We start from the raw sequence: 25408 nt of genomic DNA, 5'->3' as shown, positions 1-25408 counted from the left end.
AATTAGTATTAGCTTAATTAATCATCATCTTCAACTAAGGTCATCAAGGATGTATTACCACCTGATGCCGTTGTATCTACACTAATTGTTTTTTCAGTAATAAGACGCTTGATTAATGTGTCGTAATATTCAGAACTGATCACAGGTAATATAGCGCCCTTACGTTGTGCAAGTTGCTGGCTGAAGTAACCTAAACGCGACGAACGCGCTGCAACAACTGCACCTGCTAAATGAGGGTGGGCCAAAATAGCTTGTAACTGATTAGGTTTAGCTACCTGAAATACCCCTTCGGCAACACCTGTAGCAATAAACTTCTCTCTGAATGCTTCAGCTTCTTCGTAAAACATTTCAGAGGCAACTGTAATTACCGTATTACCCGCAGCTAATGCTGTGATAATAGATAACGCCCAAAAGTTAAAAGAGGTACTCTTATCTGCATAACAAACAACACAGCCGCGAGCTTCTAAGTGAAGCGTGTTAGACTCACCCGTTGGCCCAGGCAATGTTGTAAATTTACGCATGTGCTTTTCAAGGCGGTTTAGCTGTGCGCGCGCATCTGCTAGCGTTAAAGCTAAATCGTCAGCAAGGTCATCAATAATTTCAACCGTAGCAATTTTGGCTAGTAGTTGACGAACAGCAGATACACGATCATTTAGCGGGGTTGCTCGCCAAATTTTTTCATCGCGCATTGAATTAGCCATTAGCTTTTCTACTTGAGCATTTGCGCCACTGTAGTGGTGTAAATCAAGCTCATCTGGCGTTAGGTTTGTCATTTGTACGTTTTCTGGCGATGCTTTTTCTTTCACCAAACGTTGTAGATAGTTAGGGCCACCGGCTTTAGGACCCGTGCCCGATAGGCCTCGGCCACCAAATGGCTGCACACCAACAATTGCGCCTATCATATTACGGTTTACGTATACATTTCCCGCACGAGACATCTTAGCAAGATACTCGCAACGCTCTTCAATGCGTGAATGCACACCCATTGTTAAGCCGTAACCTGTATTGTTTATTTGATCGATTACGTCATCAAGTTGATTCGCTTTAAAGCGAATAATATGAACACATGGACCAAATACTTCGCGCTTAAGTACAGAAAGGTCTTTTATTTCGTAAAGGCGTGGCGCAAAGAAGTACGCACCATTTTCACTGTTATCCGGAATTTTACATTCGTAATGAAGTGTTGCATTGCCTTTTAAATACTCAACATGTTCGGTTAAGTTTTTAAGTGCTTTTTCATCGATTACAGGTCCTACATCGGTAGATAACAATGATGGATCGCCAATGTGTAATTCAGCCAAAGCACCTTTAAGCATTTCAATGATGCCCTCGGCTACGTCTTCTTGGATAAACAATACTCGCAGTGCTGAACAACGTTGACCAGCGCTTTGGAAACCCGAACTTATAACATCATCAACTACTTGCTCAGGCAGTGCTGTAGAGTCAACAATCATACAGTTTTGACCACCTGTTTCGGCGATTAATGGCACTTGTATGTCGTTTCGTGCTGCAAGCGTTTGAGAAATTAATGTGCCGGTTTCAGTTGAACCTGTAAACATAACTGCTTGAATACGTTCATCAGGAACAATTGTTTTACCCACTTCACTACCGCGTGCAATAACAGGTTGCACGACGTGCTCTGGTAAACCCACAGATAGCATAAGTTCAATTGTACGCAATGCAATTAAGCTTGTTTGTTCAGCCGGTTTGGCAATAACAGTGTTACCCGTCACAATGGCAGCAGCCACTTGGCCTAAAAATATAGCAAGTGGGAAGTTCCATGGACTAATACACAGAATTACACCCCGTGCTTCAAAGCGCTCATCTTCTGAGAGTTCTTCGGCTCGTGCTGCGTAGTAACGACAAAAGTCGACTGCTTCACGTACTTCGTCTATGCCATCTTGTGCTACTTTACCCGCTTCTTTGATACAAATAGCAACGAGCTCGTCGTGATGACGTTCTAAAATGTCAGCAATTCGACGTAATAAATTAGCGCGGTCTTTTACAGGGGTTTGCGACCATGACTCAAACGCTGCTTCTGCATTAGCAAGTAGTTTTTTCATCTCATCGCCACTTTGTAGTTTTACATGGCCGATGATTTCTTTATGATTTGCTGGGTTTTTAACAGCAAGAGATCCATCAGGGACTTGGCTTTGATCTATTAGGTGCTCGTTAAACCAGTTGTCTAGGTTTTCTTTAAACGGGGTAATCACGTTTATATCGGTTAAGTCCATGCCTTTAGAGTTAGCGCGTTCTTCGCCGTATAAATCAATTGGCATTTTAATTTGCGTATTGTATTTGTTGCGAAGCCCTTGCAGCGTTTCTACCGGATCTGGCAGCAGTGTTTCTACCGGTTTAGAGGTGTCAACTATGGCATTTACAAACGATGAGTTTGCACCATTTTCTAGTAAACGTCTAACAAGATAGGCCAATAGGTCTTCGTGTTGGCCAACGGGAGCGTATACACGACACTGAATTTTTTCTGCATTTACAATTTGGTCAAATAACGATTCACCCATCCCGTGTAAGCGTTGGAATTCAAACCCTGTGTTATCGCCTTTAGCCACTTCTAGAATAGTTGCTGCAGTGTATGCATTGTGTGTTGCAAATTGTGGGTATAGCACATCACGTGCTTCTAGCATTTTAATTGCACATGCTTTATAAGATACGTCGGTTGTCGCTTTTCGGGTAAATACAGGGTAGTGATCTAAACCATCTTGCTGTGTAGTTTTAATTTCAGTATCCCAATATGCGCCTTTAACTAAGCGCACCATTAGTTTACGACCTACACGCGTAGCAAGCTCTGTTAGCCACTCAATAACAAAAATCGCACGTTTTTGATACGCTTGAACAGCTAAGCCAAACCCTTGCCAGCCATCTAAATCTTTATCGCTAAATACGGCTTCGATAATATCCAGTGAAATATCTAAACGGTCAGCTTCTTCTGCATCAACGGTAAAACCAATGTCGTACTGTTTTGCAGCCAGAGCAAGCTCTTTTAGCTTAGGTACAATTTCAGCCATTACACGGTCTTTATGCGTAAATTCATAGCGCGGATGAATAGCCGAAAGCTTTACAGAAATACCTGGGCTTTTAATAGGACCACGGCCATTTGCCGCTTTACCAATTGAGTGGATGGCATTCATGTAGCTGTCAAAGTAGCGTTTAGCATCTTTACTTGTGCGCGCGCCTTCACCCAACATATCGTAAGAATATACATAGCCTTTTTGCTCTGTGTCGGCAGCACGTTCAATTGCTTCGTTTATGGTACGACCCATAACGAATTGCTTACCCATAATTTTCATTGCAAAGTTTACAGACTTACGAATAACAGGCTCACCTAAACGACCAATGGTCTTTTTAAGCATACCAAACTGTTGGTCTTTGGTTTTATCTGTGTAGTTAACCATTTTACCAGTTACTAATAGGCCCCAAGATGATGCATTTACGAATAAAGAGTCGCTACTGCCTAAATGAGAGCTCCAATCACCTTTTGCTAACTTGTCGCGAATAAGGGCTTCTTGGGTTTCTTTGTCTGGTACACGAAGCAACGCTTCGGCTAAACACATCAACACTACGCCTTCTTCACTTGAAAGCGAGAATTCATTCAGTAGCGCATCTACACCGCCTTGACCATCTAGTTCTTTACGAATGTTTAAAACAATTTGGCGGGCTCTTTCCCAGGCACGGCTTCGTGCTTTAACGCCTACTTCTGCAAGCGGTAAAATATGATCGATAACCGCATTTTCGTCTATGCGGTAAAAGTCACGGATTTTTTGTCTTATAGGACAGTCAGTTGTTAAATCGCCGTTGAATAACATAAGCAACCCTTAGCAGTGTTAAGATTTAAAGTAAATTTAATTACCAATAAAATACCAGTGATATTGAGAGTGCATTCTAAATAAAATTCAGCAGAATATGCTGGTTAAATTTGTCGATTTACGATAATTTACAGGGCATAAATTTAACTTATCCGCATAAAATTCTGTATGACAAATCCAAATAGATTACGCATGCTAGATCGCATTGATTTAGCAATTTTAGACGTTTTGCAAAAAAACGGCAGAATTTCTAACGTTAACTTAGCAAAACAAGTTAATTTAAGCCCAAGCCCATGCCTTGATCGCGTAAAGCGATTAGAGCAAGAAGGCTATATTGAGGGTTATTATGCTAAATTAAGCGAAGCTAAGTTAAATCAAAGCTTAGTGGCTCATGTTCAAGTGTCGTTGGTTACCTCAAATACTGCTGTATTTAAAGTATTTAAAGAACACATATTAAAAATGGAACAAGTTGTAGAATGTGACATGGTTGCAGGCGGTTACGACTACTTATTAAAAATACGTGTATCTAACATGGAAGAGTACAGGCAAGTGTTGGGTGACTTAGTTGATATTCCTGGTGTAGGCACACACCATACTTATATGGTTATTGAAAAAGTAAAAAAAGACAAAGGGTTATTAATCGAAATTTAATCTTACTTATTTAAAGCATACAAAATAATGCTTGTATGCTTTAGTATTCATAGTTGCCCAACTTCTTTCCCTTTTGTTTTCTAATACCTTAATTTCATACTTTTAATTTATATAAAAATAAATAGTACTGCCTTTGTTTTGCCCATACAATGCGCAAAATAGCATGCACATCTTTAATTAAAGTACCGTTTTTTCTGCAATTTTTAATTGAGAAGGTAAACTGTAAATAATGTGCTTTTTAATTTTAAGGTTTTTTTAATGATTGAGTATCCGGTAGATCAGCTTCCACAACTCATAAACGACTTACTGCAATGCGACACCACAGAACGTAAGAATAAACTGTTGATCGACGCACAAAGCACACTTTCTACAGAGCATCTATCTTTATTGTTTGAAGCAATACCCAAAGAGCAGCGACTCGAAATTTGGCAATTGCTTGACGAAGATACACAGCATGAAATTTTTGTAAATTTAAGCCCTGACAGTTGTTTATGGTTACTGCAAACACTTGATGACAGTGATGCATTTAAATTACTTGATGAAGTAAATGTAGAAGAGCTACTCGAATTAGAAGAAGTTATACCTGAGCGGTTTGTCGACTATGCAAGAAAGCAATTAGATGAAGCGCAAACCAAGCAGTACGATTTAGCACAGCAATACCCACCAGAACAATTAGGTCACTGGCTAGGTTTTGATATTTTAAAGGTGTCTGACAAGTTAACAGCTGGTGGTGCAAAAAAACTTTTATTCAAAGGTGTACCGCAATACAGCGAAGTTATTTATTTAGTGACCCGCAAAGGCAGTTTAATTGGTGAAGTGGCCATTAACGATGTTATTAAAGCACACGATAACGATAATTTAATGACACTGGCAAATCATGATTTTTCATCGTTGCATGCAGACGATGATTTATATGAAGCTGCTGAAGTCGTAATTCACTCTGAGCAAATGGCTATGCCGGTTGTAAATTCAGATAATAAATTATTAGGGCGATTAACAATTGCCTCTGCTTACGAACTTCGCCAAGAAATAACCGATGAAGCCACCGCAAAGGCCGGTGGTTTACGAGAGGACGAAGATTTATTTGCCAGTGTGCGAAAAAGTGCCAAAAACCGTGGTATTTGGCTAGGTATAAACTTGGCCACTGCATTTTTAGCATCGTGGTTCATTGGTTTATTTGGCGCCACTATAGAACAAGTGGTTGCTTTAGCGGTGCTTATGCCGGTTGTAGCCTCAATGGGAGGAATTGCGGGTAGTCAAACATTAACCGTTATCGTGCGTGGTTTGGCTTTGGGGCAGGTGACTGATTCAAACCGCAATGCGTTACTTAAAAAAGAACTAAGAGTCGGGGCTGTTAACGGTTTAGTGTGGGCATTTGTAATTGGTTTACTCACCTACTTATGGTTTAACGATTTGATGTTAAGTGTAACGATTACAGTCGCTATTTTATTAAACTTAGTAGCGGCCTCGCTCGCGGGCGTTGTAATACCATCGATTTTAGACAAAATGAAAATAGATCCAGCGTTATCTGGCTCTGTTATTTTAACAACGGTTACCGACATTGTTGGGTTTGTGACCTTTTTAGGTTTAGGCAGTTTGTTGCTGCTATAAACTTTTTAACAGGAAAATAAAATGACGTTTGATGTCATGATTTGGTGTGCTATTGCTCTGTGTATTTCGCAATCGGCAATATTTTCGGGCTTGAATTTGGCGTTCTTTTCGTTAAGCCGATTACAGCTTGAAATGGAAAGTTCAAAAAGAAACGAAGCGGCAATTAAGGTTATGGCACTTCGTAACGACTCTAACTTTTTACTAGCAACCATTTTGTGGGGTAACGTGGGTATTAACGTTTTACTCACGTTGCTCTCTGATTCTGTATTAATGGGCGCTAGCTCGTTTTTATTCTCAACGATTGCGATTACGATAATCGGTGAGATAACACCTCAAGCTTATTTTTCTCGTAATGCATTAAAAATGGCGAGTATGCTTTCGCCATTAATAAAGTTTTATCAAGTTTTGTTTTATGTTGTTGCTAAACCAACGGCCTTGGTACTTGATGCATGGCTGGGCAAAGAAGGTATTACCTATTTTGCTGAAAGCGAGCTTAGAGGAATAATACGTAAACACATTGAGGCAGAAGAAGCTGATGTGCAACATGTTGAAGGTATTGGTGCACTTAACTTTTTTAGCTTAGACGAAATCAGTGTAACTAAAGAAGGGGAAATAATTGATCCAGATTCTATAATCTCTTTACCTACTAAACTTGATTTACCTATTTTTCCTGAACTGACATTATCAGCCGATAATGAGTTTTTACGTAAATTACACAAATCGGGCTATAACTGGGTAATTTTGACTAACAACGATGGGTGGCCGTTATTAGTGGTTGATGCAGATGGTTTTTTAAGATCAGCATTATTTGAGCCAGATATTTTTGACCCTTACCATTTTTGCCACAGACCTATTATTGTAACGGATGAAACACTGCGTTTAAGTGAGGTTATTTTAAAAATACGCGCAAATCATTCGCTCGATAAATCGTTTGATGGTGCTATTGATCACGACGTTGTGCTGGTATGGGGTGATGAGAAGCGTATTATTACTGGTGCTGATATATTCGGTCGTTTATTAAAGGGAATGAATGCGCCAAAGTTAGAGATGAACGAAAATAAAGAAGTACAGCCGCTGGTAAAATCGTAAGTTAATCTATTTTTTTATAGTTAAGCCAGTGCTATATATGCATAGCTCAATATTTGATATGCGAATAAAAAAGCCGCTAATAGCGGCTTTTTTATTGAACCAACATTCATTCAATTAATTTATGCCCAGCCTTCGTAACGCTTACGGCGCGACAAAACAATGGTTAAAATAATTCCCAAAAACAACCCTAAAAATGCAATCGCACCGCCGTAGGTAAGTAGTTGTCGTTTTTCTTTTGAACTAGCGGCTTCTTTTTGCGTGCGCTCTTGCGCGAGTGTTGTTTGCAGGCTTGTAATTTGCGCTGATAATTGCAGGTTTTGATCGGTTAAGGTTTGATTTTGCTTTTGTAGCTGCGGTAGTTCTATTTGAGCAAGGCGTAAATTTTCCTGCATGGTGCTCATTTCGCTGCTTAAAACTTGGTATTGTTGATGTAACCCAGGTGTAGTAGAAATAAATTTAGTTTCAATCCAACCTTCGCGGTCTTTATCGTCTTTTATTTTAATAAAGCCGTTTTCTTCGCTAGATAGTACGGTTATTTTTGTTCCTGCGTCTACAGAGCCAAGTAGTCGATAATTTTTGCTCGCGCCTGAACGCATAAATGTATACAAATTATCAATAACGTAAGCGGTATTTGCATCTGATGAGCTCGCTGTTTGTGCTTCATCTTGTGCGTAGCTTATAAACGTAGTGGCTGTTAAAAGTAGCCCGAATAAACAATGTTTTAGCATTTATCTACCTTGTTGTTCTTACTGAGTCCGTTATGAACATGGTTTTTTAATTCACATATAATGCAAGATAGTAGGGATTTAGCCTTTTAAAAGCAAGGCTGATATTGTAACCCTGACATGATTAAAGCACTTAATAAGCCTAAAAAATTTGCATTGTTAGAGCGCTTTGTTTATTTTGACCACTTATTTATTTTAAAGGTAATCCGCAGACCGAATGGATACTGAGATAGAACTGAAATTTTTGGTATCAGATGCCGTTGTCCCACTGATCCCCTCACTAATTACTCAATTTGCTAAAACGGTTATAAATAAACCATCGCGTAGTTTGCAAAATGCCTATTACGATACGCCAAGCCGTGAACTTCGAGCACTTGATATTGGCTTTAGAACCCGTTGTTCTGACAATCAGTGCGAACAAACTATCAAGCTTGCCGGCGAAGTTGTAGGGGGCCTTCATCAGCGCCCAGAATATAACTTACCCATTGATTCCAGCCGCCCTAACTTAATGGCGTTTAGTGCTGATATTTGGCCACATGGCATGCAAGTAGATGCAATTTCACAAAATTTGTATCCTATTTTCAGCACTAACTTTATTCGCCGTACGTGGTTAATTGAAACGCAAGCTGGTGCAAAAATTGAAGTGGTGCTTGATAAAGGCGAAATTGCAGCCTCTGGGCAAGTTGAGATGATCAGCGAGCTGGAAATAGAATTAATTGAAGGCAGCCGCAATGAGCTGTTTGCTTTGGCTGATATTTTAGTTAGCCAAAACTGTATTCGACTCGGTTTATATTCAAAAGCAGCACGCGGCTACCGTTTAGCCGACGACAATCCGCTTAAGCCTAGTAAGTCGATTGGCTTTGTTAAGCTTCCTCGTTCTGCAACCCAAGAAAGCGCTTTAAAAGAAGCAATGAACTTTGGTATTCGGTTTGTGCAAAAGCATGAGCAGTGCTATTTCGATAAACCGAGCTTAAAAACCTTAAAAAGGGTGACTGATGGTATTAGTTTAATTCGCCATACTTTTTGGTTGTTTGACGATATAGTTTCTAAAGACAGTACCGAACAGCTTCGTACCGAGCTTAAGTGGCTTTTGAGTGAGTTAGCATGGGTAGAAAATGCAATTCAGTTAAAAACTTATACGTCAAAGCGTCATGCATTTTATAAAAAAATAAATGCGGCGCCAGCTTTGGCGCAAGTTATTAACGATTTAAAAGAGCTACAGCCTAGTATTGATGACATTAATGCGCTTTTTCATAGTGCTCGTTACAATCGTTTATTGCTCTCGTTAACAACGTGGTTGATTGACAAGCAATGGCGAAAAGATTGGGGGCAGGTAGAGCTCCAAGCTGCAGAAAATCCAGTGTCTTCTATTGCTGAAAGATTGTTTAATAAAGACTGGAAAAACCTACATCAATTATTGCCTAAAGAGCAAACGCTAGGTGTACTTGACTACCTTAATTTAAGAATGCAGCTTGAAAACAGCTTGCTAAGTGGTAATTGCTTAGGATCGATGTTCGATAAAGAAGAACGTCTTGAGTTTAGGTTGCCGTGGTTAGATATTTCGCATGGTGTTTATGAACTCAGTACCCTAGAGTACTTAAAGCAATTATGCGCAGGTCAAGACGATGAGCACCTTGCAAAAATTCAATCTTGGTTGGAGCAAAAGTCTGAATATTTAGTCAGTGCAATGGAGCAAAGTAGACTTGCTTCGTATGACATAGCGCCTTATTGGCAAAAATGATGATAAAGCACTTTTGTAAGTTAACCCCTATGCAAAAGTGCATTAGTTTATTAATTATTTTGTTAAGCTTTAATACTTACTCTGAGCCCCGTTGGCAATTATACAAAAACGAGCAAGGAGTAAATATTGAATATCAGCAATTCTCTAATGATACGTTTATTGTAAAAGGTCAGCTTAATATTGAAGATGTAACAGCCAATGACTTTTTAGACTTATTAAGTGATACGCGTATTGCTTCAAGCTGGCTTGAAAACACGTCTAAAGTACGTGTAATTAAAGCTTTAAGCCCTTCAGAAAACCTTGTTTATAGTTATATCGACTCCCCTTGGCCAGTGGCAAACCGTGATGCCGTTACCTATTCGTGTTACTCAAGACTCTCTCCTCAGCAAACCAAGCTTTCTATTGAATCGCGTCCTAAAGAGTTACCAGTCACTAAGCGGGTAGTTAGAATAAAAACGCTAAACGCACATTGGTTACTTACACAAAAGGGCGAAGATTTAAATATTGAGTATCAGGTTTACGCTTTACCAGGGGGAAATATACCAACGTGGCTATACAATAAAGTGGGTCTTAAAAGTACCTTCAAAACGCTCGTTAACTTACGGACAATGTTAGAAACTAAAAGCTACACCGCAATCGAACCGGTTATTAAAGTTGGAAGTTGTAATTTACGCGAACTAACCGTTAAATAAGTTATTGTAAAACTGGAAGGGTGTTCACCTATAAATGACTCAGGTACGCCATTTATAGGTGGTTGATCAATATTTTAATATTTGGCTGCTTTAGAATCTTTAGGCAGTGAGTTTTGTATAAACTCCCTTAAGTCGTTATTTGAGCTTTCTAAATCAGCATGGCGAAGGTACATCATGTGCCCACTTCTGTAGCCTTTAAAGCTTAGACGGTCTTTCATTTTTCCACTTGGATCTAATTGCCACATTGTGTATTTGGCATCAAAGTAATTAGTTGCACCATCGTAATAACCCGCCTGTACCATTACATTCAAGTAAGGGTTTTGAGCCATCGCAAGACGAAGGTTTTCACCGGTATTATTGCCACTTCTATCCCAAGGATGAACGTTACCAAATAAGTTATATTTGATGTCGGTTTTATAGTTTAACTCCTCGCGTAGGTAGTAATTAATCGCAGGCGTAAAAGAGTGCAACCATGAAGTCAGCTCTGCCCAGTAATCAGGTGAGTCACCAGCATCGCGTTTGTCTATACCTAGGTAGCGAGAGTCTAAACGGCCGACTGTTTGTCCTCGGTCACGCAATAATTCTTTCCAGAAGAATTGTGTAGGGATATCGAGGTTGTTTTGCTCGACAAAGGTTTCTGAAAGGCCTGCATACTCAGCCATTTTTTTAATAATACGACGCTTTTCGTCTTGCGCTAAAAAACCGCCTTTTGCTAATGCGGGTATTAGTTCATTTAAAGTAAATTGCTCAACTTCAGGAAGGAGTTCATCTAAGTCTTTTGCTTGTAAGTCGGCGTTTAGTGCTTTGTGATACCACGCAGTGGCTGCAAAGTACGGCAAGCGATTTGCCGCTTTAACGGGGCCTTCGCGTTTAATACCAATGTCTGTTGGTGACACTAATACAACACCGTTGATATACATCCATTGGCTATTTTGTAATTCATGTGCAAGGCCTGATACGCGCGTTGTGCCATAACTTTCGCCAATTAAAAACTTTGGAGAGCGCCAACGTTCTGTTCTGTTTACAAAAGTATTTAACCACTCGCCAAGGTATTTGATGTCGGCGTTAACGCCAAAAAACATGTCTTTTTGTTGAGCTTTAGAAAGCATTTCGCCTTTTTCGTTTTCAATAACTCGCGAATAGCCAGTATTTACTGGGTTTACGTAAACAATGTCGGCAACATCAAGCACAGAGTACGGGTTGTCTTTTACACCATAGGGCTGAATAGGATAGCCTTCATCATCAATTTTTAATACGCGAGGGCCTGTGTAGGCTAAGTGCATCCAAACTGAGGCTGAGCCAGGGCCACCATTAAAAGAAATGAGCAATGGGCGTTTGGCTCTATCATCAACTTTATCGCGCGTGTAATACGTGTATTGTAGTGTAGCAACGGCATCACCTTTGTCGTCCCATACGGGTTGAGTGCCTGTGGCAACCGTATAATTAAAGCGTTGACCATTAATTTTAGCTTTGTGTTGGGTGACTACTTTACTGTCTACATCAATACGGCGTTGATTATCAGCATCAGCAAGCGGGCTGAGCATTAATGAAAAAACCGTGATTGGTAAAATACGACTAAGCTTCATGGGGAGTCCTTATTATATTTGATAATGTATTAAAGATAAAAATAAGTAAAATAACAAAAGTAATGAGACTAGCTGCCGATATTATTGGTTGAGTTAATTAACATAAGCCGATAAGTAAAATAATCAGTTATTTATGGTGTAAATTTTTGTTTAATTATTTAGCTAAGAATTAAAATCGGGTATATTTGCCATCATGCTTGTTTTTATTACAATTATTGATTTACAAGCTGGTTAATGGAATTTGCTTTAGTATTTAAAGCGTTAAATAACAATGGCTCTGGGATGTTTTTTATTTACTTATTTTTGCTGCTTAAAGTGTGGTACCAGTAAGTTTTATTATTTTGTGTTTGCAGCAGATGTTGCAAAAATAATGAGAACAAAGAGAAGGTCTATGCAAAGAGTATTAGTGGTTGAAGACAGTAAAGTAGTCCAGCAGGTTTTACGCCACTTAACCGCCCTGTATTTAGATGTTGCCGTTGATTTTGCCTGGTCATTAGCTGAATGCAAGGAGCACGTAGAAAAGTATGACTATTCATTAGCACTTGTTGACTTAACTCTCCCCGATGCCCCAAATGGCGAAGTTGCCAAATATACACTTTCTAAAGCAATTCCTACGGTTGTGCTTACATCAAAGATAGACGAGTACAAACGTCAGCAAATGCTAGAAGATGGTGTGGTAGATTACGTTATAAAAGATAACCGTGATTCTTATCATTATGCCGTTAAATTGGTTTCTCAACTTTTAAGAAACCAAGGTTGTAAGGCATTAATTGCGGACGATTCTATGTTAAGTCGTTCGTTAATGAAGCAAATGCTCGAAAAGCAATTGTTTGATGTAAGCACCGCGAATGACGGCCAGCAAGCGCTTGAAATATTAAAAGCTGATCCAGATATAAAGCTGCTAATGACCGATTACGCCATGCCAACAATGGATGGCTTTGAACTAGTTAAAGCAGTTCGTAATTTTAGAGGCCGAGACGATTTAGCTGTAATTGGTTTATCTGGAGCGGGCAAGCACGGTTTATCAGCACGCTTTATAAAATATGGCGCAAACGACTTTTTGACTAAACCCTTTATGAATGAAGAATTTCACTGCAGGGTGTTGCAAACAATGGAACAGTTATCACTGATTGCAGATATCAAAGAAAGTGCTTTTAGAGATCATTTAACCGGTTTATACAATCGACGTTATTTTTATCAATATGCTGAAAAGTTATTAAAAAACCAAAATCAAAATAATACGCTAGCGCTACTCGACGTGGACTTTTTTAAAAATATAAACGATACATTTGGTCACGAAGGCGGCGATCAGGCGCTTAAGCAGGTTGGGTCTCTTATTCGCTCAACTTTTGCAAAATTTACTGTAGCAAGGGTGGGTGGTGAAGAATTTGCTATTGTTCTACCAGATATCGATTTAGCCAGAGCACGCGAATATTTAGAAGCGTTTAGAAAAAAAATGGCGAGTTACGATTTTTCTATTAGTGACAAGTCTTGCACGATAACAGCGAGTATTGGGCTTGCAGAGTTTCAAAATACCAATTTAAAAGATGCGATGCGTGTCGCCGACAAGGCGTTATACGAAGCAAAAAGCAAAGGCAGAAACTGTATCGGGTAACTGTTTATATTATAGCGCAATTTTGGGGTCGTTTTTATATGTGCACCAATGTAGCGGAGTTGTTAAAAAAACGCACCTAAATGGTGCGTTTTTTTTATGGTAAGTTCAGCTTTAACGGTTAAGTTGTTGTTTTTAAATTAAATTAAATAGTGGCACAAAGGTTGGATTATGTTACCCAACAGGATAACAATAAAGAGTCCGAGGGGGCCGCTATGAAAATGATTAGTGCAATCATAAAACCATTTAAATTAGACGATGTGCGTGAAGCGCTCGCTGATTTAGGAATTGAGGGGATGACTGTAGTTGATGTTAAAGGTTTTGGACGTCAACGAGGTCATACAGAGCTATATCGTGGTGCAGAGTACCAAGTCGATTTTATTCCAAAGATCAAACTTGAAATTGCAACTCGTACAGAAAATTGTCAGCGCGTTGTTGAAGCAATCACAAAAATTGCATCAACAGGCAAAATTGGTGACGGCAAAATTTTTGTGTACGACTTAGATCAAATAGTTCGTATCCGTACTGGCGAACTTGACGAAGAGGCAATTTAAGAGGGGCTTATGGAAAATACAATTGTAGAACTTAAATTTTCACTCGATACATTTTACTTTTTGATATCGGGTATATTAGTTATGTGGATGGCTGCTGGTTTTGCCATGTTAGAAGCGGGCTTAGTTCGTTCTAAAAACACCACTGAAATTTTAACTAAAAACATCGCGCTTTATTCAATCGCGTGTACCATGTTTTTGTTAGTTGGTTACAACATTATGTATGTAGACAACGCTGAGGGCGGAATTATGCCATCACTGGGCGCGTTAATTGGTACGCAAGCTGCTGATGCCGACCACTCTTTAGAGTCTGACTTTTTCTTCCAAGTAGTTTTCGTTGCAACAGCCATGTCAATTGTATCTGGTGCGGTTGCTGAACGAATGAAACTATGGGCTTTCTTAGCATTTACTGTTGTTTTAACTGGTTTTATCTACCCAATGGAAGGTTACTGGACATGGGGCGGTGGTTTCTTGTCTGAAATGGGCTTTGTTGATTTTGCAGGGTCTGCCATTGTTCATGGTGCAGGTGCAGCAGCAGCACTCGCTGGTGTAATTTTACTAGGTGCTCGTAAAGGTAAATACGGAAAAAATGGTGAAGTTTACCCAATTCCAGGTTCTAACTTACCGCTTGCAACTTTAGGTACATTTATTTTGTGGATGGGTTGGTTTGGTTTTAACGGTGGTTCACAGTTATTACTATCTGATAAAGAAAACGCAACGGCTGTAGGTCAAATCTTACTTAACACTAACGCGGCTGCGGCAATGGGTGCAATTGCAGCACTATTTGTATGTAAAGTATTATGGGGCAAAGCTGATTTAACAATGGTACTTAACGGTGCGTTAGCGGGCTTAGTTGTTATTACTGCAGACCCTCTTTCACCTTCTCCATTAATGGCTTGTCTACTAGGCTTACTAGGCGGTTCATTAGTTGTATTTAGCATTATAGCTTTAGATAAAATTAAGATTGATGACCCAGTAGGTGCTATTTCTGTACACGGTGTATGTGGTGCATTAGGTATTATGCTGGTTCCACTTTCAAACGGTGATGCAAGCGTTGTTAATCAGTTAATCGGCTTAGTAACTATTTTGGCATTTGTTTTTGTAGCGTCACTTATTGTGTGGGCTATATTAAAATACACAATGGGTATACGTGTTACAGAAGAAGAAGAGCTTAACGGTATGGATCAACACGACTGTGGTGTAGAAGCTTACCCTGAGTTTGTATCTGTTCGTAATAACTAAATTTATATAGTGTGTTCATCAAAGCTCTACTTTAGGTAGAGCTTTTTTCGTTTCAGGGAAGGTTAATTTTTCAGGTGTTAGGGTTATGGCCAATATGCTAAGCTCCCCTTTGTAAATAAACCGTTGGAACACATTACACTTACATGGCTGATAATAAAAAAACACCTAGTAGTAAACCCCCTTCAAAGCGTGCAACGAAAGCAAGCAGTTCGCCACGTAAAGCTAAACCCAAATCTACAAAAAAAACGGCAACTACTGTTGTTAAACGCTCATTTATGAGAAAAACATGGTCAGTTTTTTGGAAGCTAAGTTTGGCTGTTTTTATTGCTATGGCCATGTACTTTATTTATTTAGATTCAAAAACCACACGTGTATTTGAAGGAAATAAATGGCAACTCCCCGCTCAAGTGTATGCGCGTGCAATGCAGTTTTACCCTGGGCAATTCTTATCACGTCAAGAAGTAGAATTTGAACTCGAACGTCTAAATTATTCATCTGTTAATAGGCTCAGCCGGACCGGCCAATACGTAAAAACGGCCGATAGTATTAAAATTTACCGACGAGAGTTTGAATTTTATGATGGGCTGGAGAAGTCTAAGATTGTTGAACTGCGTTTTGCAGGACAAAAGGTAGCCTCTGTAAAAGATAAATTTGGTAGGCGCTTGAACAACGCTCGATTAGAACCTGTTCAAATAGCCCGCATTGGTAACGATTCGAAGCAAGATAGAGAATTTGTTCCCCTTGATAAGTTTCCTGCTATGTTAAAAGACACTTTGCTAGTAGTGGAGGACCGTAATTTTTATGAGCACCACGGTGTATCTGTTTTTTCTATTTTACGCGCTCTATATACCAATATTAGAGCAGGGCGAACAGTCCAAGGCGGTAGCACGTTAACGCAGCAACTCGCTAAAAATATATATTTAACCCGTGAACGTTCGCTGCTGCGAAAAATCAATGAGGCGTTTATTGCGCTTATTCTTGATTATCGTTACTCAAAAGACCAAATATTAGAGGCCTACTTAAACGAGGTTTATTTAGGTCAATCTTATAACCAAGGCGTGCATGGCATGGGCTTGGCGTCTGAGTTTTATTTTTCAAAACCAGTAGATGAGCTTGAATACGATCAAATAGCGTTGCTAGTAGCGATGGTGAAAGGGCCGTCTTATTACAACCCTCGCCGCTACAAAGAGCGCACTATGGAGCGTCGCGATTTAGTACTTCGCCTCATGGTTGAAAATAAATTAATAAGCACAAAAGAATACCGAGCATCCCTTAAGCGCTCAATTGACATTGCGCCAATGAAAGAAAGTTTACAAAAATCATACCCAGGGTATTTAGAACTGGTGAACCGTGAATTAAACAAATTACTACCCGATCAGCAGATACTAGATGCTGGTGTTAGGGTGTTTACTTACTTTGATTTACAAAAACAAACAGCAATGGAAAACTCGGTTGAGAAAAGCTTACCTTATTTAGAGAAACGCCCTAAAACAGATAAGCTTGAGGTTGCTATGATCTCTGTAAATTCAGATAAAGGTGGCGTATCGGCCCTTGTAGCAGGGCGTGACGTTCGATATTCAGGCTTTAATAGAGTGCTAGATACAAAAAGAAATATAGGGTCTTTAGTTAAGCCTGCAGTTTATTTAACAGCACTACAATCACCAAATTATAATTTAGCCACATTACTTGATGATTCGCCGTTACAGGTAACAAACGAAGAAGGTAATGTATGGCAGCCTGAAAATTTTGATCGCCAATACCGTGGTGCAATCCCGCTTTATCAAGCATTTAGTAATAGTATTAATATACCTGCTGTTAATTTAGGCTTAGATATAGGAGTGGAAAAAGTTGCAAACACGCTTAAATCACTCGGAGTGGAAGATCAAATAGATGAATACCCGTCTTTACTCTTAGGTGCTTTAGAGTTATCTAGTTTTGATGTTGCCCAGCTTTACACCACCATAGCAAATGACGGTGAGTATAAGAAGTTGACGTCTATATCAGCACTTACTGACTCTGTAGGTAACGTGCTATACAAACATCAAGTAAGTGCAGAGCCTCGTTTTGATGAAGCCTCTGTGTACATGACCAAATATGCAATGAAGCGTGTAACAAAAGACGGCACAGCAAAGCGGTTAAACTTACACTTTCCGTCTATTCAACTAGCTGGTAAAACAGGGACTAGCAATGATTTACGTGACAGCTGGTTTGCAGGGTTTGATCAAAACACGGTAACCGTTGCATGGCTTGGCCGCGATGATAATAAAAGCACCGGTTTAACTGGCAGTGTCGGGGCGCTAGAAGCCTATATCCGTTATTTAAAACCACTCAACCCACAAGCCATTGCAGATACTCGCCCCCCTTCAATCCGTTGGGCCTTTGTAAACGAGCACACAGGTAAACAAGCTCCTCCAGGGTGTGGGAAAGTGATACAGCTTCCATTAAGAGTGAGTGAATTTGAGCCAAGGCCTCGCTGTATAAATTGATAACTCAAATAACAAAGCCGCTATTTATAGATATTAAAAGTTAAGACTTAAAAAAGCGCATTGACGTTGTTAAATCATTCGATAAGCGTGAAAGCTGCTCGGCGTCTTGCAGCGTTGATTGCGCTGACACTAATGTATGATCAGCTAAGTTATTAACTTCTTGCGAGTCATTAAGTGCCTGAGTCGTCGCATTGGCTTGCTGTTTAACTCGTTCAGCGATGACCTCGCCTTGATGCTTTATATCCCCCATACTACTTTCTGCGCTTTGCAGTACTGTGTTTGTTTGGTTTGCGGCTTCGACAGATAACTCCATTTTTTCAACGCTTGAACGCATTTTAATTTGTGTATCGTCAGATGCCTTTTGCAGTGAGCTAATAATTTGGTGAATTTCTTGTGTTTGTGTTTGTGTGCGTAATGCAAGTGTTCTTACTTCGTCTGCGACCACCGCAAAACCACGTCCGTGTTCACCCGCTCTAGCTGCTTCTATTGCAGCATTGAGTGCTAATAGGTTTGTTTGGTCGGCAATTTCACTGATCCCTTTACTTACTTTACTAATTTCTTGGCTATCTTGAGCTAGTCGGTCAAGTGCTTGCTGACTTTCGGTAAACTCCATTTTTAAATCTTGCATGTATTGAGCAAGCTCCATGGTATTGCTCGACCCCTGTTTTACATGCTCAGCGGCATTTTGTGCAGTAAGTGTTGCCTGATGGGCTGATTCTTCAATTGTATGTGCAGTTTGCGCCATGTCACTTAATGCATGGCTAATTGCATTTACCCGCGTTTGCTGTTTTATTACGTCGTCACTGGTTTGACTACTGGCATGCGAAAGAGACTGAGTGGCATCGCATAACTCTTTGGTACTGGCTTTAACATCTGAAAGTAGATGTGAAAAGGCATTGAGTAGGGCGTTGTATTGCTCAGCAATAACGCTCATTTCGTCACTCCCGATTGAGTTAAGGGTTGCCTTTAAGTCACCGTTAGCTGCTTTAGTGGCTGCTTTAGTGAAGCGACTTATGGTGTCAACGACTGCAAAATAAAACCCAACCATTAAATAAAGAGCAAACAGTAAACTTATTATAGAGGCAATCAGAACAGTGTTTCTGGTCCACTGCTGGGTTTGTATTTTATTACTAATTAACGATTCTAGAGTTGGAATACTGATGTTGATTAAAGCGCTAATATTTTTTTGAACATTGTCAGTGAGTGCTGAAAATTCACGCTGAGTTAACTCTATGTCGTCGGGTTCCAGTAGTTTTTTATCTATCGCGTTCTTGAATGCTGAGACTGATTTTTGTAGTTCATTTAAAGTGGGAGAGAGCGCTTTATTTACCGATTTATCCGCTGACGTTGAAATAGCTAGTGTTTTTAAAAGTTGCTGCTCAAATTGGGGTAACGATTTACTTAGGTTTGAAAGTGTAATAAAGGTATCTGGAGTAAATTGGTTATTGTTCAGTACTGTATTTGCGCTCGCGGCAGTTAGGTTTATTTGAGTGATAAAAGCAGGGACACGGGTTACCAATGCACGATTTAAATAGGCGCTGGCAAGTTCGCTATCTAGCGCTAAATTAGATTGAATAGAAACAAGCTCAAGTACATCGTCTACTTCGCTGTCTTTAATTTTAAAGCCCAGCGAGCGTGCCACATTTATATTTTTATCGGTTGTCCCTTGTATTTGATTGGTAAGTATTGCCCGATAGCCTTTTAAACCTTGCTGTTCCATTTTCGACACATCAATACTTTTACTCAATAACGACACCAAAAAAAACATGCTTAGTGCAAGTGGGATCAAGAGAATGCCAAACGTGATGCTTATTTTAGTTTTGTATTTTAGATTCGCCATTAAGCGCATTGCAGGCGCAGCTAACTGCCGTAATCCAGACATAAGACTCTCTTGTATTTAATAAAGTAGGGTGAAGATAAGTAGACCTTGTTACGCTTAATTATCATTCAATTATATCAATTTACAAATAAAAAAGCCCTTAAAGGGCTTTTTCAATCTTTAGTATTGATTGCCTGTTTTAAAAGTAGGTATATAAACCCCGTTTAGGCAATACTTGCGATTAAAGCTTTGCGAAACAACGCTCTGCTGCAGCTATAGTTTCTTGTACTTCCTGTTCCGTGTGCGCAGCACATACAAAACCAGCTTCAAATGCTGATGGCGCAAGGTATACGCCTTCTTCAAGCATAAGATGGAAAAAGCGTTTAAAACGCTCCAGGTCACACTCAGTCGCTTGTTTGTAAGTGGTTACCTTTTCAGCATCAGTAAAGAAAAAGCCATACATGCCGCCCGCGTAGTTTGTTGTAAGTGCGATACCTGCTTTTTTAGCGCCTGCTTCAAAGCCTTCACATATTGCTTTTGAAATAGCTTCTAGTTTGTCGTGTAATCCAGGCTCACTTAATAGCTCTAATGATTTTAAACCTGCAGCCATAGCTATTGGATTACCAGACAGTGTTCCGGCTTGATATACTGGGCCAACAGGAGCTATGTAATCCATAATTTCAGTTTTGCCGCCAAATGCGCCTACCGGCATGCCGCCGCCTATTACTTTACCTAAACATGTTAGGTCAGGTTTTATGTTGTAATACGCTTGTGCACCACCAAGAGCCACACGAAAACCGGTCATTACTTCGTCAAAAATAAGCACTGATTTGTATTCATCACATACTGCGCGCAGGCCTTCTAAAAAGCCTTCAACAGGTGGAATACAGTTCATGTTACCCGCCACCGGCTCAACGATAATACAGGCAATTTCGTCAGCGTATTTTTCAAAAATAGCTTTCACTTCTTCAATGTTATTAAACGATACTGTTAATGTGTGTTTAGCAAAGTCTTCAGGAATACCTGGTGAATTAGGCACGCCCATAGTTAATGCACCCGAGCCCGCTTTAACTAAAAGTGAGTCGGCATGGCCGTGGTAACAGCCTTCAAATTTAAGAATTTTGTCACGATTAGTAAAGCCACGCGCTAGGCGAATTGCGCTCATAGTTGCTTCGGTACCTGAGCTAACCATGCGTACTTTTTCAATTGACGGTACAAGCGCTTTTACTTTCTCAGCCATTAAAATTTCAGCTTCAGTTGGCGCGCCATAGCTAAGGCCGTTTTCAACTGCTTCATGAACCGCTTGTTTTATAGCAGGGTGATTGTGGCCCATGATCATTGGGCCCCACGAACCTACGTAATCGATATAACGATTACCATCAGCATCAAAGGTGAATGCACCTTCAGCTTTTGTGATAAATAATGGTGTGCCACCTACGCCATTAAAAGCGCGCACTGGTGAGTTTACGCCACCAGGAATAGAGGTTTGAGCGCGTTCAAATAAGTCTTGGCTAATTGTCATGAAAAATCCTATAAATTGTCACTTAAAAAAGGGTTAGCTGTCGCGTTTGCGGCTAAACCAAGGCACGTCTACTTCATATTGCTCAACTTTGTTTTCTACGCCGAGCGTCAAAGCAAACAGTGCCATACGAATTAATACGCCGTTTTGTACTTGGCGAAATATAGCTAAATTGTCGTTGCTGTTTAAGTCGTTATCAAGCTCGTTAGCTTCAGTACGACTATCACGAGGAAGCGGATGCATTAGCACTGAATTAGGCTTACAGTGTGCATTATAAATTGACTGGCTAATTCTAAATCCGCCACGGTATTTATTTGCTTCTTCTTGAGATGGAAAGCGTTCTTCTTGAATACGTGTTTGATACACGATATCGGCCGCTAAGTTACCTTCCATTTTGTTCACTAGTTCTATTTTATGGCCAGCATTTTCTACTGCATCTAAAATACTGGTTGGCATTTGCAAGCCATCGGGTGCCACCATTGAAAATTTAACGTTTTTGTAATGGCACAATAGTTTTGATAACGAATGAACAGTACGACCGTATTTTAAATCGCCAACCAAAGCGATGTGCATACCATCAATGTTTTGATCAAAGCGGTGTAACTCACGTTCTATAGTAAGTAAATCTAGCAGTGCTTGAGTGGGGTGTTCATTTGGGCCGTCACCGCCATTAATTACAGGTACGGTACAGCCTTCGGCAAATTCACTAACCGAGCCTGCGTCTGGGTGGCGCATAGCAACCGCATCTGCATAAGCTGAAATAACACGCGCTGTATCGTATAAAGATTCACCTTTAGCAAGAGCTGAACTTTGCATGCCTGTTGTTTCACGCACGCCTCCACCAAGCAGGTTAAACGCGGTTCCAAAACTAACGCGCGTACGTGTGCTGGGTTCAAAAAACAAATTAGCTAAAATGGCGCCCTCAAGCACCGTTGTTTGCTTTTGCTTTTTAGCATAAGGCTCCATCTTTTTTGCTACTGCAAAAATACGTTCAATGCAGTCTCTGTCTAACTGATTAACAGACAGAATATGTTCACCTTGGAAACTTAACATGGGGTTATTCCTAGTTTTTCAAAAGGGCGCGATAATCCATAATATGGGGCACGCAATCGCGCATATTAGATTTTAAGTCGTGTGTAATTAATACGGTATTTTTTATACCAAATAGCTCAAAGGCTCGGTTTAATCACTGCCAGTGCAACTATAATAAGTAATGCAATAACAGGTAATTCATTAAAAATTCGGTAAAAACGATCTGTTTTAGTATTTCTGTCGTGTTTAAAGTCGGCTAGTAATTTAAAGCAGTACGCATGGTATAAATATAAAATTATAACTAGCACTAGTTTATAGTGCAGCCACATACTGTATTTAAACCATTCACGGCCATATTCCACAATCGTTAGTACACCAAAAACAGCCGTTAAAATAGCAAATGGCGTTACAAAATAAAGGAGCCTGCGTTCCATTACTTTTAGCATAGAGTTACATGCACGCTCTTGGCTCATTGCGTGGTAAACAAATAACCGTGGTAAGTAAAAAATGCCTGCAAACCATGCAATCATAAAAAATATATGCAGCGTTTTATAAATCAGTAATGCGCTCATAATAACCCTTATTATTTATAGTAAGCTGTTACGGATGGTTAAAATATGATGAATTTGATCCCAACGTAACAGCCCCATTATTTGTTGATTATCTAACAGGTTGTATACATATAAAGCGCCACTGCGCTTATCTTTTAGTATATCAAAGGCATCAGCTAACGTTGCTTGACTGCTAATACCTTGTAAGTTTACATAGTTCAGGTTGATTGCTTGATCAGACATTAAGCTTAAATCGTATTCTGCAAGTCGATACCCGTTTTCTTCGTCAAACACAATCAATGGAGTTTGGCTGTCCATGGCATCGAGCGTATTTTTTATTTGCTCTTTGTCATTTGAAAACAGCAATTTAAAGTTTTCATCCATATCATCCATTATTCCCACCTTTTGTAGCGCTTCTGTGGCAGGGGAAACATGATAGGGAAGCCCCTGAAAATCAAGTTGCTGCAAAAATATTGAGCGATTACCAAACACTTGTAATGCGGTTACATAAGCTGTTGTTATCACAAGCATCGCTGGAACAATTATTTCTGGCGACGATGTAAGCTCCATTACTGTTGTTAACGCTGCAAGTGGTGCATGTAATGTGGCAGCCATTAACCCAGCCATGCCCAATACACCATAAGTTCCGGCAATATCAGTACCAGGGCTAATAAACTGAGCAAAAAATGCCATCATAGTCCCAACTAAAACACCTAACCCAATAACAGGACCAATTAACCCTCCCGGTATACCCAAACCTATAGCAAATAAAGTTGCTAGTAATTTAGCAATTAAAATAGTGGTGAGTAATTGCACATTATCTGGCGACTCCACCGCAATAGCTATCGCGCTCATGCCAGATCCCATAGCTTGGGGAACGGCATAAGCAATTAAACTTGCGATACAACCTGCAATGAGTAAACGAGGAAACATACTTAAAGGTTTAAATGTTTTAATAATTAACATTAAGTTTTGATTAAAGCTGTATGCAATCGCGCCCAGTGCCATACCGCATAAAATTAAATATGGATAGTGCCAACCACTCAAGGGAGCAATTGTTATGAGTGCAAGTTCTGATCCTCCCCCAAATACGAACTGAGTAGCAAGTGCACCTGTTACTGCAGCAAGCATAATAGGGACAAAAATATGAACTTTGTATTCTCTTAACACGACTTCCATAACAAAAATAACGGCGGCAAGAGGCGTGTTAAAGGATGCTGCAATACCCGCAGCAACACCACAGCCGCTTAATGTACGCATGGCATTGTGTGGTAAGTGGAGTTTATCGGCTAAAATACTGGCGCCCGTTGCTCCCATATGTACCGATGGGCCTTCTCGCCCAACCGAAAAACCACTGATTAATGCCAAAGCACCCCCAACAAATTGGTTGAGTGTATTGTATAAAGGCATTTGCCCGTAATGACGTTTAATACGGTGAATAACGAATGGGATACCTAACCGATAATGTTTGAAACCAGTAAAAGCGGCAAATGACGCAATTAAAAATGCTGCAATTAAAGGCATTAAAACACGTTCAAGAGTTGGCAAGGTTGTAAAGTCGTCTGGGGTTTCTAAAAATAAACTTTGAAAAAATAGAATTGTTAAGCGGAATAAAATGATAAAAAATGCAGCAATTAACCCAGCAACTACGCCTAAAAGGCATAATTGTACAGATGTTTTAGGTTGTGCGAGTCGACGCCTGAGCTGCTCCAGCCACATGCATTTTTTCCTCAGTGCATTTTTCAGCTGTATTTTAGCAAAAGCCAACCACTAAGTCCTTGTGATTTTATAAAATTATTAACTTAAATTAGCTATTTATGGCAAATAATAAAACGAAGTTTTTTTAGTTAAAATAATTGCTCATTTCACATGCCATTAGTTGCATATTAAATTGCTGTTTTTTTTCAGTCGATATAAGCGATATACAGTCATTTTTAATGTATTTATGGGTATAACTTAGAGCAAAGCGTTAATTGACTATACTTGATTAAAACACTCGGGTATTAGATAATCACGCCATTACGATATTGAGGGTTTTAAAATGTCAGAAGAATTACCAATTCAGTTTAGCGATGCAGCAGCTGTTCGTGTTAAACAATTAATCGATGAAGAAGAAAACCCAGAACTAAAACTGCGTGTTTACGTAACGGGTGGTGGATGTTCTGGCTTTCAGTACGGTTTTACTTTTGATGAAAAAGCAAATCCTGGCGATTTAGAAATTGTAAAAAATGGCGTAACGCTAGTGGTTGACCCTATGAGTATTCAATATTTAGTTGACGGTGTAGTTGACTATACTGAGGGCTTAGAAGGTGCACGCTTTTTTGTATCTAACCCGAACGCCACAACCACATGTGGTTGTGGTGCAAGTTTTAGTGTGTAAACACAGACTAATAAAAAAAGCCGCATTAGCGGCTTTTTTTATGCCTATAAATTAGAGGGGGCATACTCTGTGATCTGCATCATCAATACAAAAAAGCCCAGTACAAATGCAGATAGTACTAAAATATACATAAACCCTTTTTTACCTTGCTTAATTGGCACGCCATTATGGCGCAAGAATAAGTACCACCCTGCACATAAAATAATCGGTAATAAAAAAAGAAGCCTGAACATTATGTAACCTTTTTTGTGTTGATTATTGCCTAATATTAAACGAATAACATTAACATGAAATAAATTT

Annotated in this window: 19 protein-coding genes; 10 read left to right on the top strand and 9 right to left on the bottom strand. The window is 39.7% G+C overall.

Translation table 11 applies throughout. From position 1 onward, the window contains the following. Positions 1 to 17 precede the first annotated feature (17 nt). Positions 18 to 3821 carry a bifunctional proline dehydrogenase/L-glutamate gamma-semialdehyde dehydrogenase PutA gene (gene putA / locus CWB65_RS06650; RefSeq protein ID WP_138740220.1) on the bottom strand — a complete coding sequence of 1268 codons (3804 nt, stop codon included), beginning with the start codon at positions 3819 to 3821 and terminating at the stop codon, positions 18 to 20. 168 nt (positions 3822 to 3989) lie between these two features. On the opposite strand from putA, the gene CWB65_RS06645 reads away from it, so the two are divergent. From CWB65_RS06645 to CWB65_RS06635, 3 genes are all read left to right on the top strand, one after another. Then, positions 3990 to 4472, top strand: a complete 483-nt coding sequence (locus CWB65_RS06645) for a winged helix-turn-helix transcriptional regulator (protein ID WP_033035753.1) — start codon at positions 3990 to 3992, stop codon at positions 4470 to 4472. Positions 4473 to 4730: 258 nt separating this feature from the next. After that, the gene (locus CWB65_RS06640) at positions 4731 to 6083 is read left to right on the top strand and encodes a magnesium transporter (protein WP_008129337.1); all 1353 of its coding nucleotides are present in this window, start codon (positions 4731 to 4733) and stop codon (positions 6081 to 6083) included. 21 nt (positions 6084 to 6104) lie between these two features. Next, on the top strand, positions 6105 to 7172 hold the full coding sequence (locus CWB65_RS06635) for a DUF21 domain-containing protein (protein ID WP_138740219.1): 1068 nt from the start codon (positions 6105 to 6107) through the stop codon (positions 7170 to 7172). A 119-nt stretch (positions 7173 to 7291) separates the two neighbouring features. On the opposite strand, the gene CWB65_RS06630 is transcribed toward CWB65_RS06635, so the two are convergent. Next, on the bottom strand, positions 7292 to 7900 hold the full coding sequence (locus tag CWB65_RS06630) for a TIGR04211 family SH3 domain-containing protein (RefSeq protein WP_006791519.1): 609 nt from the start codon (positions 7898 to 7900) through the stop codon (positions 7292 to 7294). A gap of 214 nt (positions 7901 to 8114) precedes the next feature. Between CWB65_RS06630 and CWB65_RS06625 the strand changes: the two genes are divergently transcribed. Continuing rightward, the gene (locus CWB65_RS06625) at positions 8115 to 9638 is read left to right on the top strand and encodes a CYTH and CHAD domain-containing protein (RefSeq protein ID WP_138740218.1); all 1524 of its coding nucleotides are present in this window, start codon (positions 8115 to 8117) and stop codon (positions 9636 to 9638) included. Further along, positions 9638 to 10330 (top strand): START domain-containing protein, encoded by a 693-nt coding sequence (locus CWB65_RS06620; protein WP_138740232.1) that lies wholly within the window; start codon positions 9638 to 9640, stop codon positions 10328 to 10330. The genes CWB65_RS06625 and CWB65_RS06620 overlap by 1 nt, the downstream gene beginning before the upstream one ends. Positions 10331 to 10404: 74 nt before the next feature. On the opposite strand, the gene CWB65_RS06615 is transcribed toward CWB65_RS06620, so the two are convergent. Next, on the bottom strand, positions 10405 to 11916 hold the full coding sequence (locus CWB65_RS06615; RefSeq protein ID WP_138740217.1) for a S10 family peptidase: 1512 nt from the start codon (positions 11914 to 11916) through the stop codon (positions 10405 to 10407). Between the two features lie 391 nt (positions 11917 to 12307). On the opposite strand from CWB65_RS06615, the gene CWB65_RS06610 reads away from it, so the two are divergent. The 4 genes from CWB65_RS06610 to mrcB all read left to right on the top strand — a co-directional run bounded on the left by CWB65_RS06610 (position 12308) and on the right by mrcB (position 17807). After that, the gene (locus tag CWB65_RS06610; protein ID WP_138740216.1) at positions 12308 to 13531 is read left to right on the top strand and encodes a response regulator; all 1224 of its coding nucleotides are present in this window, start codon (positions 12308 to 12310) and stop codon (positions 13529 to 13531) included. A 212-nt stretch (positions 13532 to 13743) separates the two neighbouring features. Further along, the gene (locus CWB65_RS06605) at positions 13744 to 14082 is read left to right on the top strand and encodes a P-II family nitrogen regulator (RefSeq protein WP_004587162.1); all 339 of its coding nucleotides are present in this window, start codon (positions 13744 to 13746) and stop codon (positions 14080 to 14082) included. 9 nt (positions 14083 to 14091) lie between these two features. Beyond that, entirely contained in the window at positions 14092 to 15321 is a 1230-nt protein-coding gene (locus CWB65_RS06600; RefSeq protein ID WP_008130095.1) for an ammonium transporter AmtB, read from the top strand. Positions 15322 to 15464: 143 nt separating this feature from the next. Beyond that, on the top strand, positions 15465 to 17807 hold the full coding sequence (gene mrcB / locus CWB65_RS06595) for a penicillin-binding protein 1B (protein ID WP_138740215.1): 2343 nt from the start codon (positions 15465 to 15467) through the stop codon (positions 17805 to 17807). Positions 17808 to 17847: 40 nt separating this feature from the next. Here the strand turns inward: mrcB and CWB65_RS06590 are convergent, their stop codons facing one another. The 5 genes from CWB65_RS06590 to CWB65_RS06570 form a co-directional block, all read right to left on the bottom strand. Continuing rightward, positions 17848 to 19689, bottom strand: a complete 1842-nt coding sequence (locus CWB65_RS06590) for a methyl-accepting chemotaxis protein (RefSeq protein ID WP_138740214.1) — start codon at positions 19687 to 19689, stop codon at positions 17848 to 17850. 178 nt (positions 19690 to 19867) lie between these two features. Beyond that, complete coding sequence (gene hemL, locus CWB65_RS06585) at positions 19868 to 21148, bottom strand: glutamate-1-semialdehyde 2,1-aminomutase (RefSeq protein WP_010556989.1); 1281 nt, start codon at positions 21146 to 21148, stop codon at positions 19868 to 19870. A 33-nt stretch (positions 21149 to 21181) separates the two neighbouring features. Next, entirely contained in the window at positions 21182 to 22198 is a 1017-nt protein-coding gene (locus tag CWB65_RS06580) for an aspartate carbamoyltransferase (protein WP_006791507.1), read from the bottom strand. 116 nt (positions 22199 to 22314) lie between these two features. Continuing rightward, positions 22315 to 22749 carry a CopD family protein gene (locus CWB65_RS06575; RefSeq protein WP_006791506.1) on the bottom strand — a complete coding sequence of 145 codons (435 nt, stop codon included), beginning with the start codon at positions 22747 to 22749 and terminating at the stop codon, positions 22315 to 22317. 15 nt (positions 22750 to 22764) lie between these two features. Next, complete coding sequence (locus CWB65_RS06570; protein ID WP_006791505.1) at positions 22765 to 24447, bottom strand: chloride channel protein; 1683 nt, start codon at positions 24445 to 24447, stop codon at positions 22765 to 22767. 322 nt (positions 24448 to 24769) lie between these two features. On the opposite strand from CWB65_RS06570, the gene erpA reads away from it, so the two are divergent. After that, entirely contained in the window at positions 24770 to 25108 is a 339-nt protein-coding gene (gene erpA, locus CWB65_RS06565) for an iron-sulfur cluster insertion protein ErpA (RefSeq protein ID WP_006791504.1), read from the top strand. Between the two features lie 44 nt (positions 25109 to 25152). On the opposite strand, the gene CWB65_RS06560 is transcribed toward erpA, so the two are convergent. Next, the gene (locus CWB65_RS06560) at positions 25153 to 25341 is read right to left on the bottom strand and encodes a hypothetical protein (RefSeq protein ID WP_006791503.1); all 189 of its coding nucleotides are present in this window, start codon (positions 25339 to 25341) and stop codon (positions 25153 to 25155) included. Positions 25342 to 25408: the final 67 nt, after the last annotated feature.

Source organism: Pseudoalteromonas sp. S554 (assembly GCF_005930865.1).
Lineage (GTDB): Bacteria > Pseudomonadota > Gammaproteobacteria > Enterobacterales > Alteromonadaceae > Pseudoalteromonas > Pseudoalteromonas marina.
This window is presented reverse-complemented; position numbering and strand designations above follow the sequence as displayed.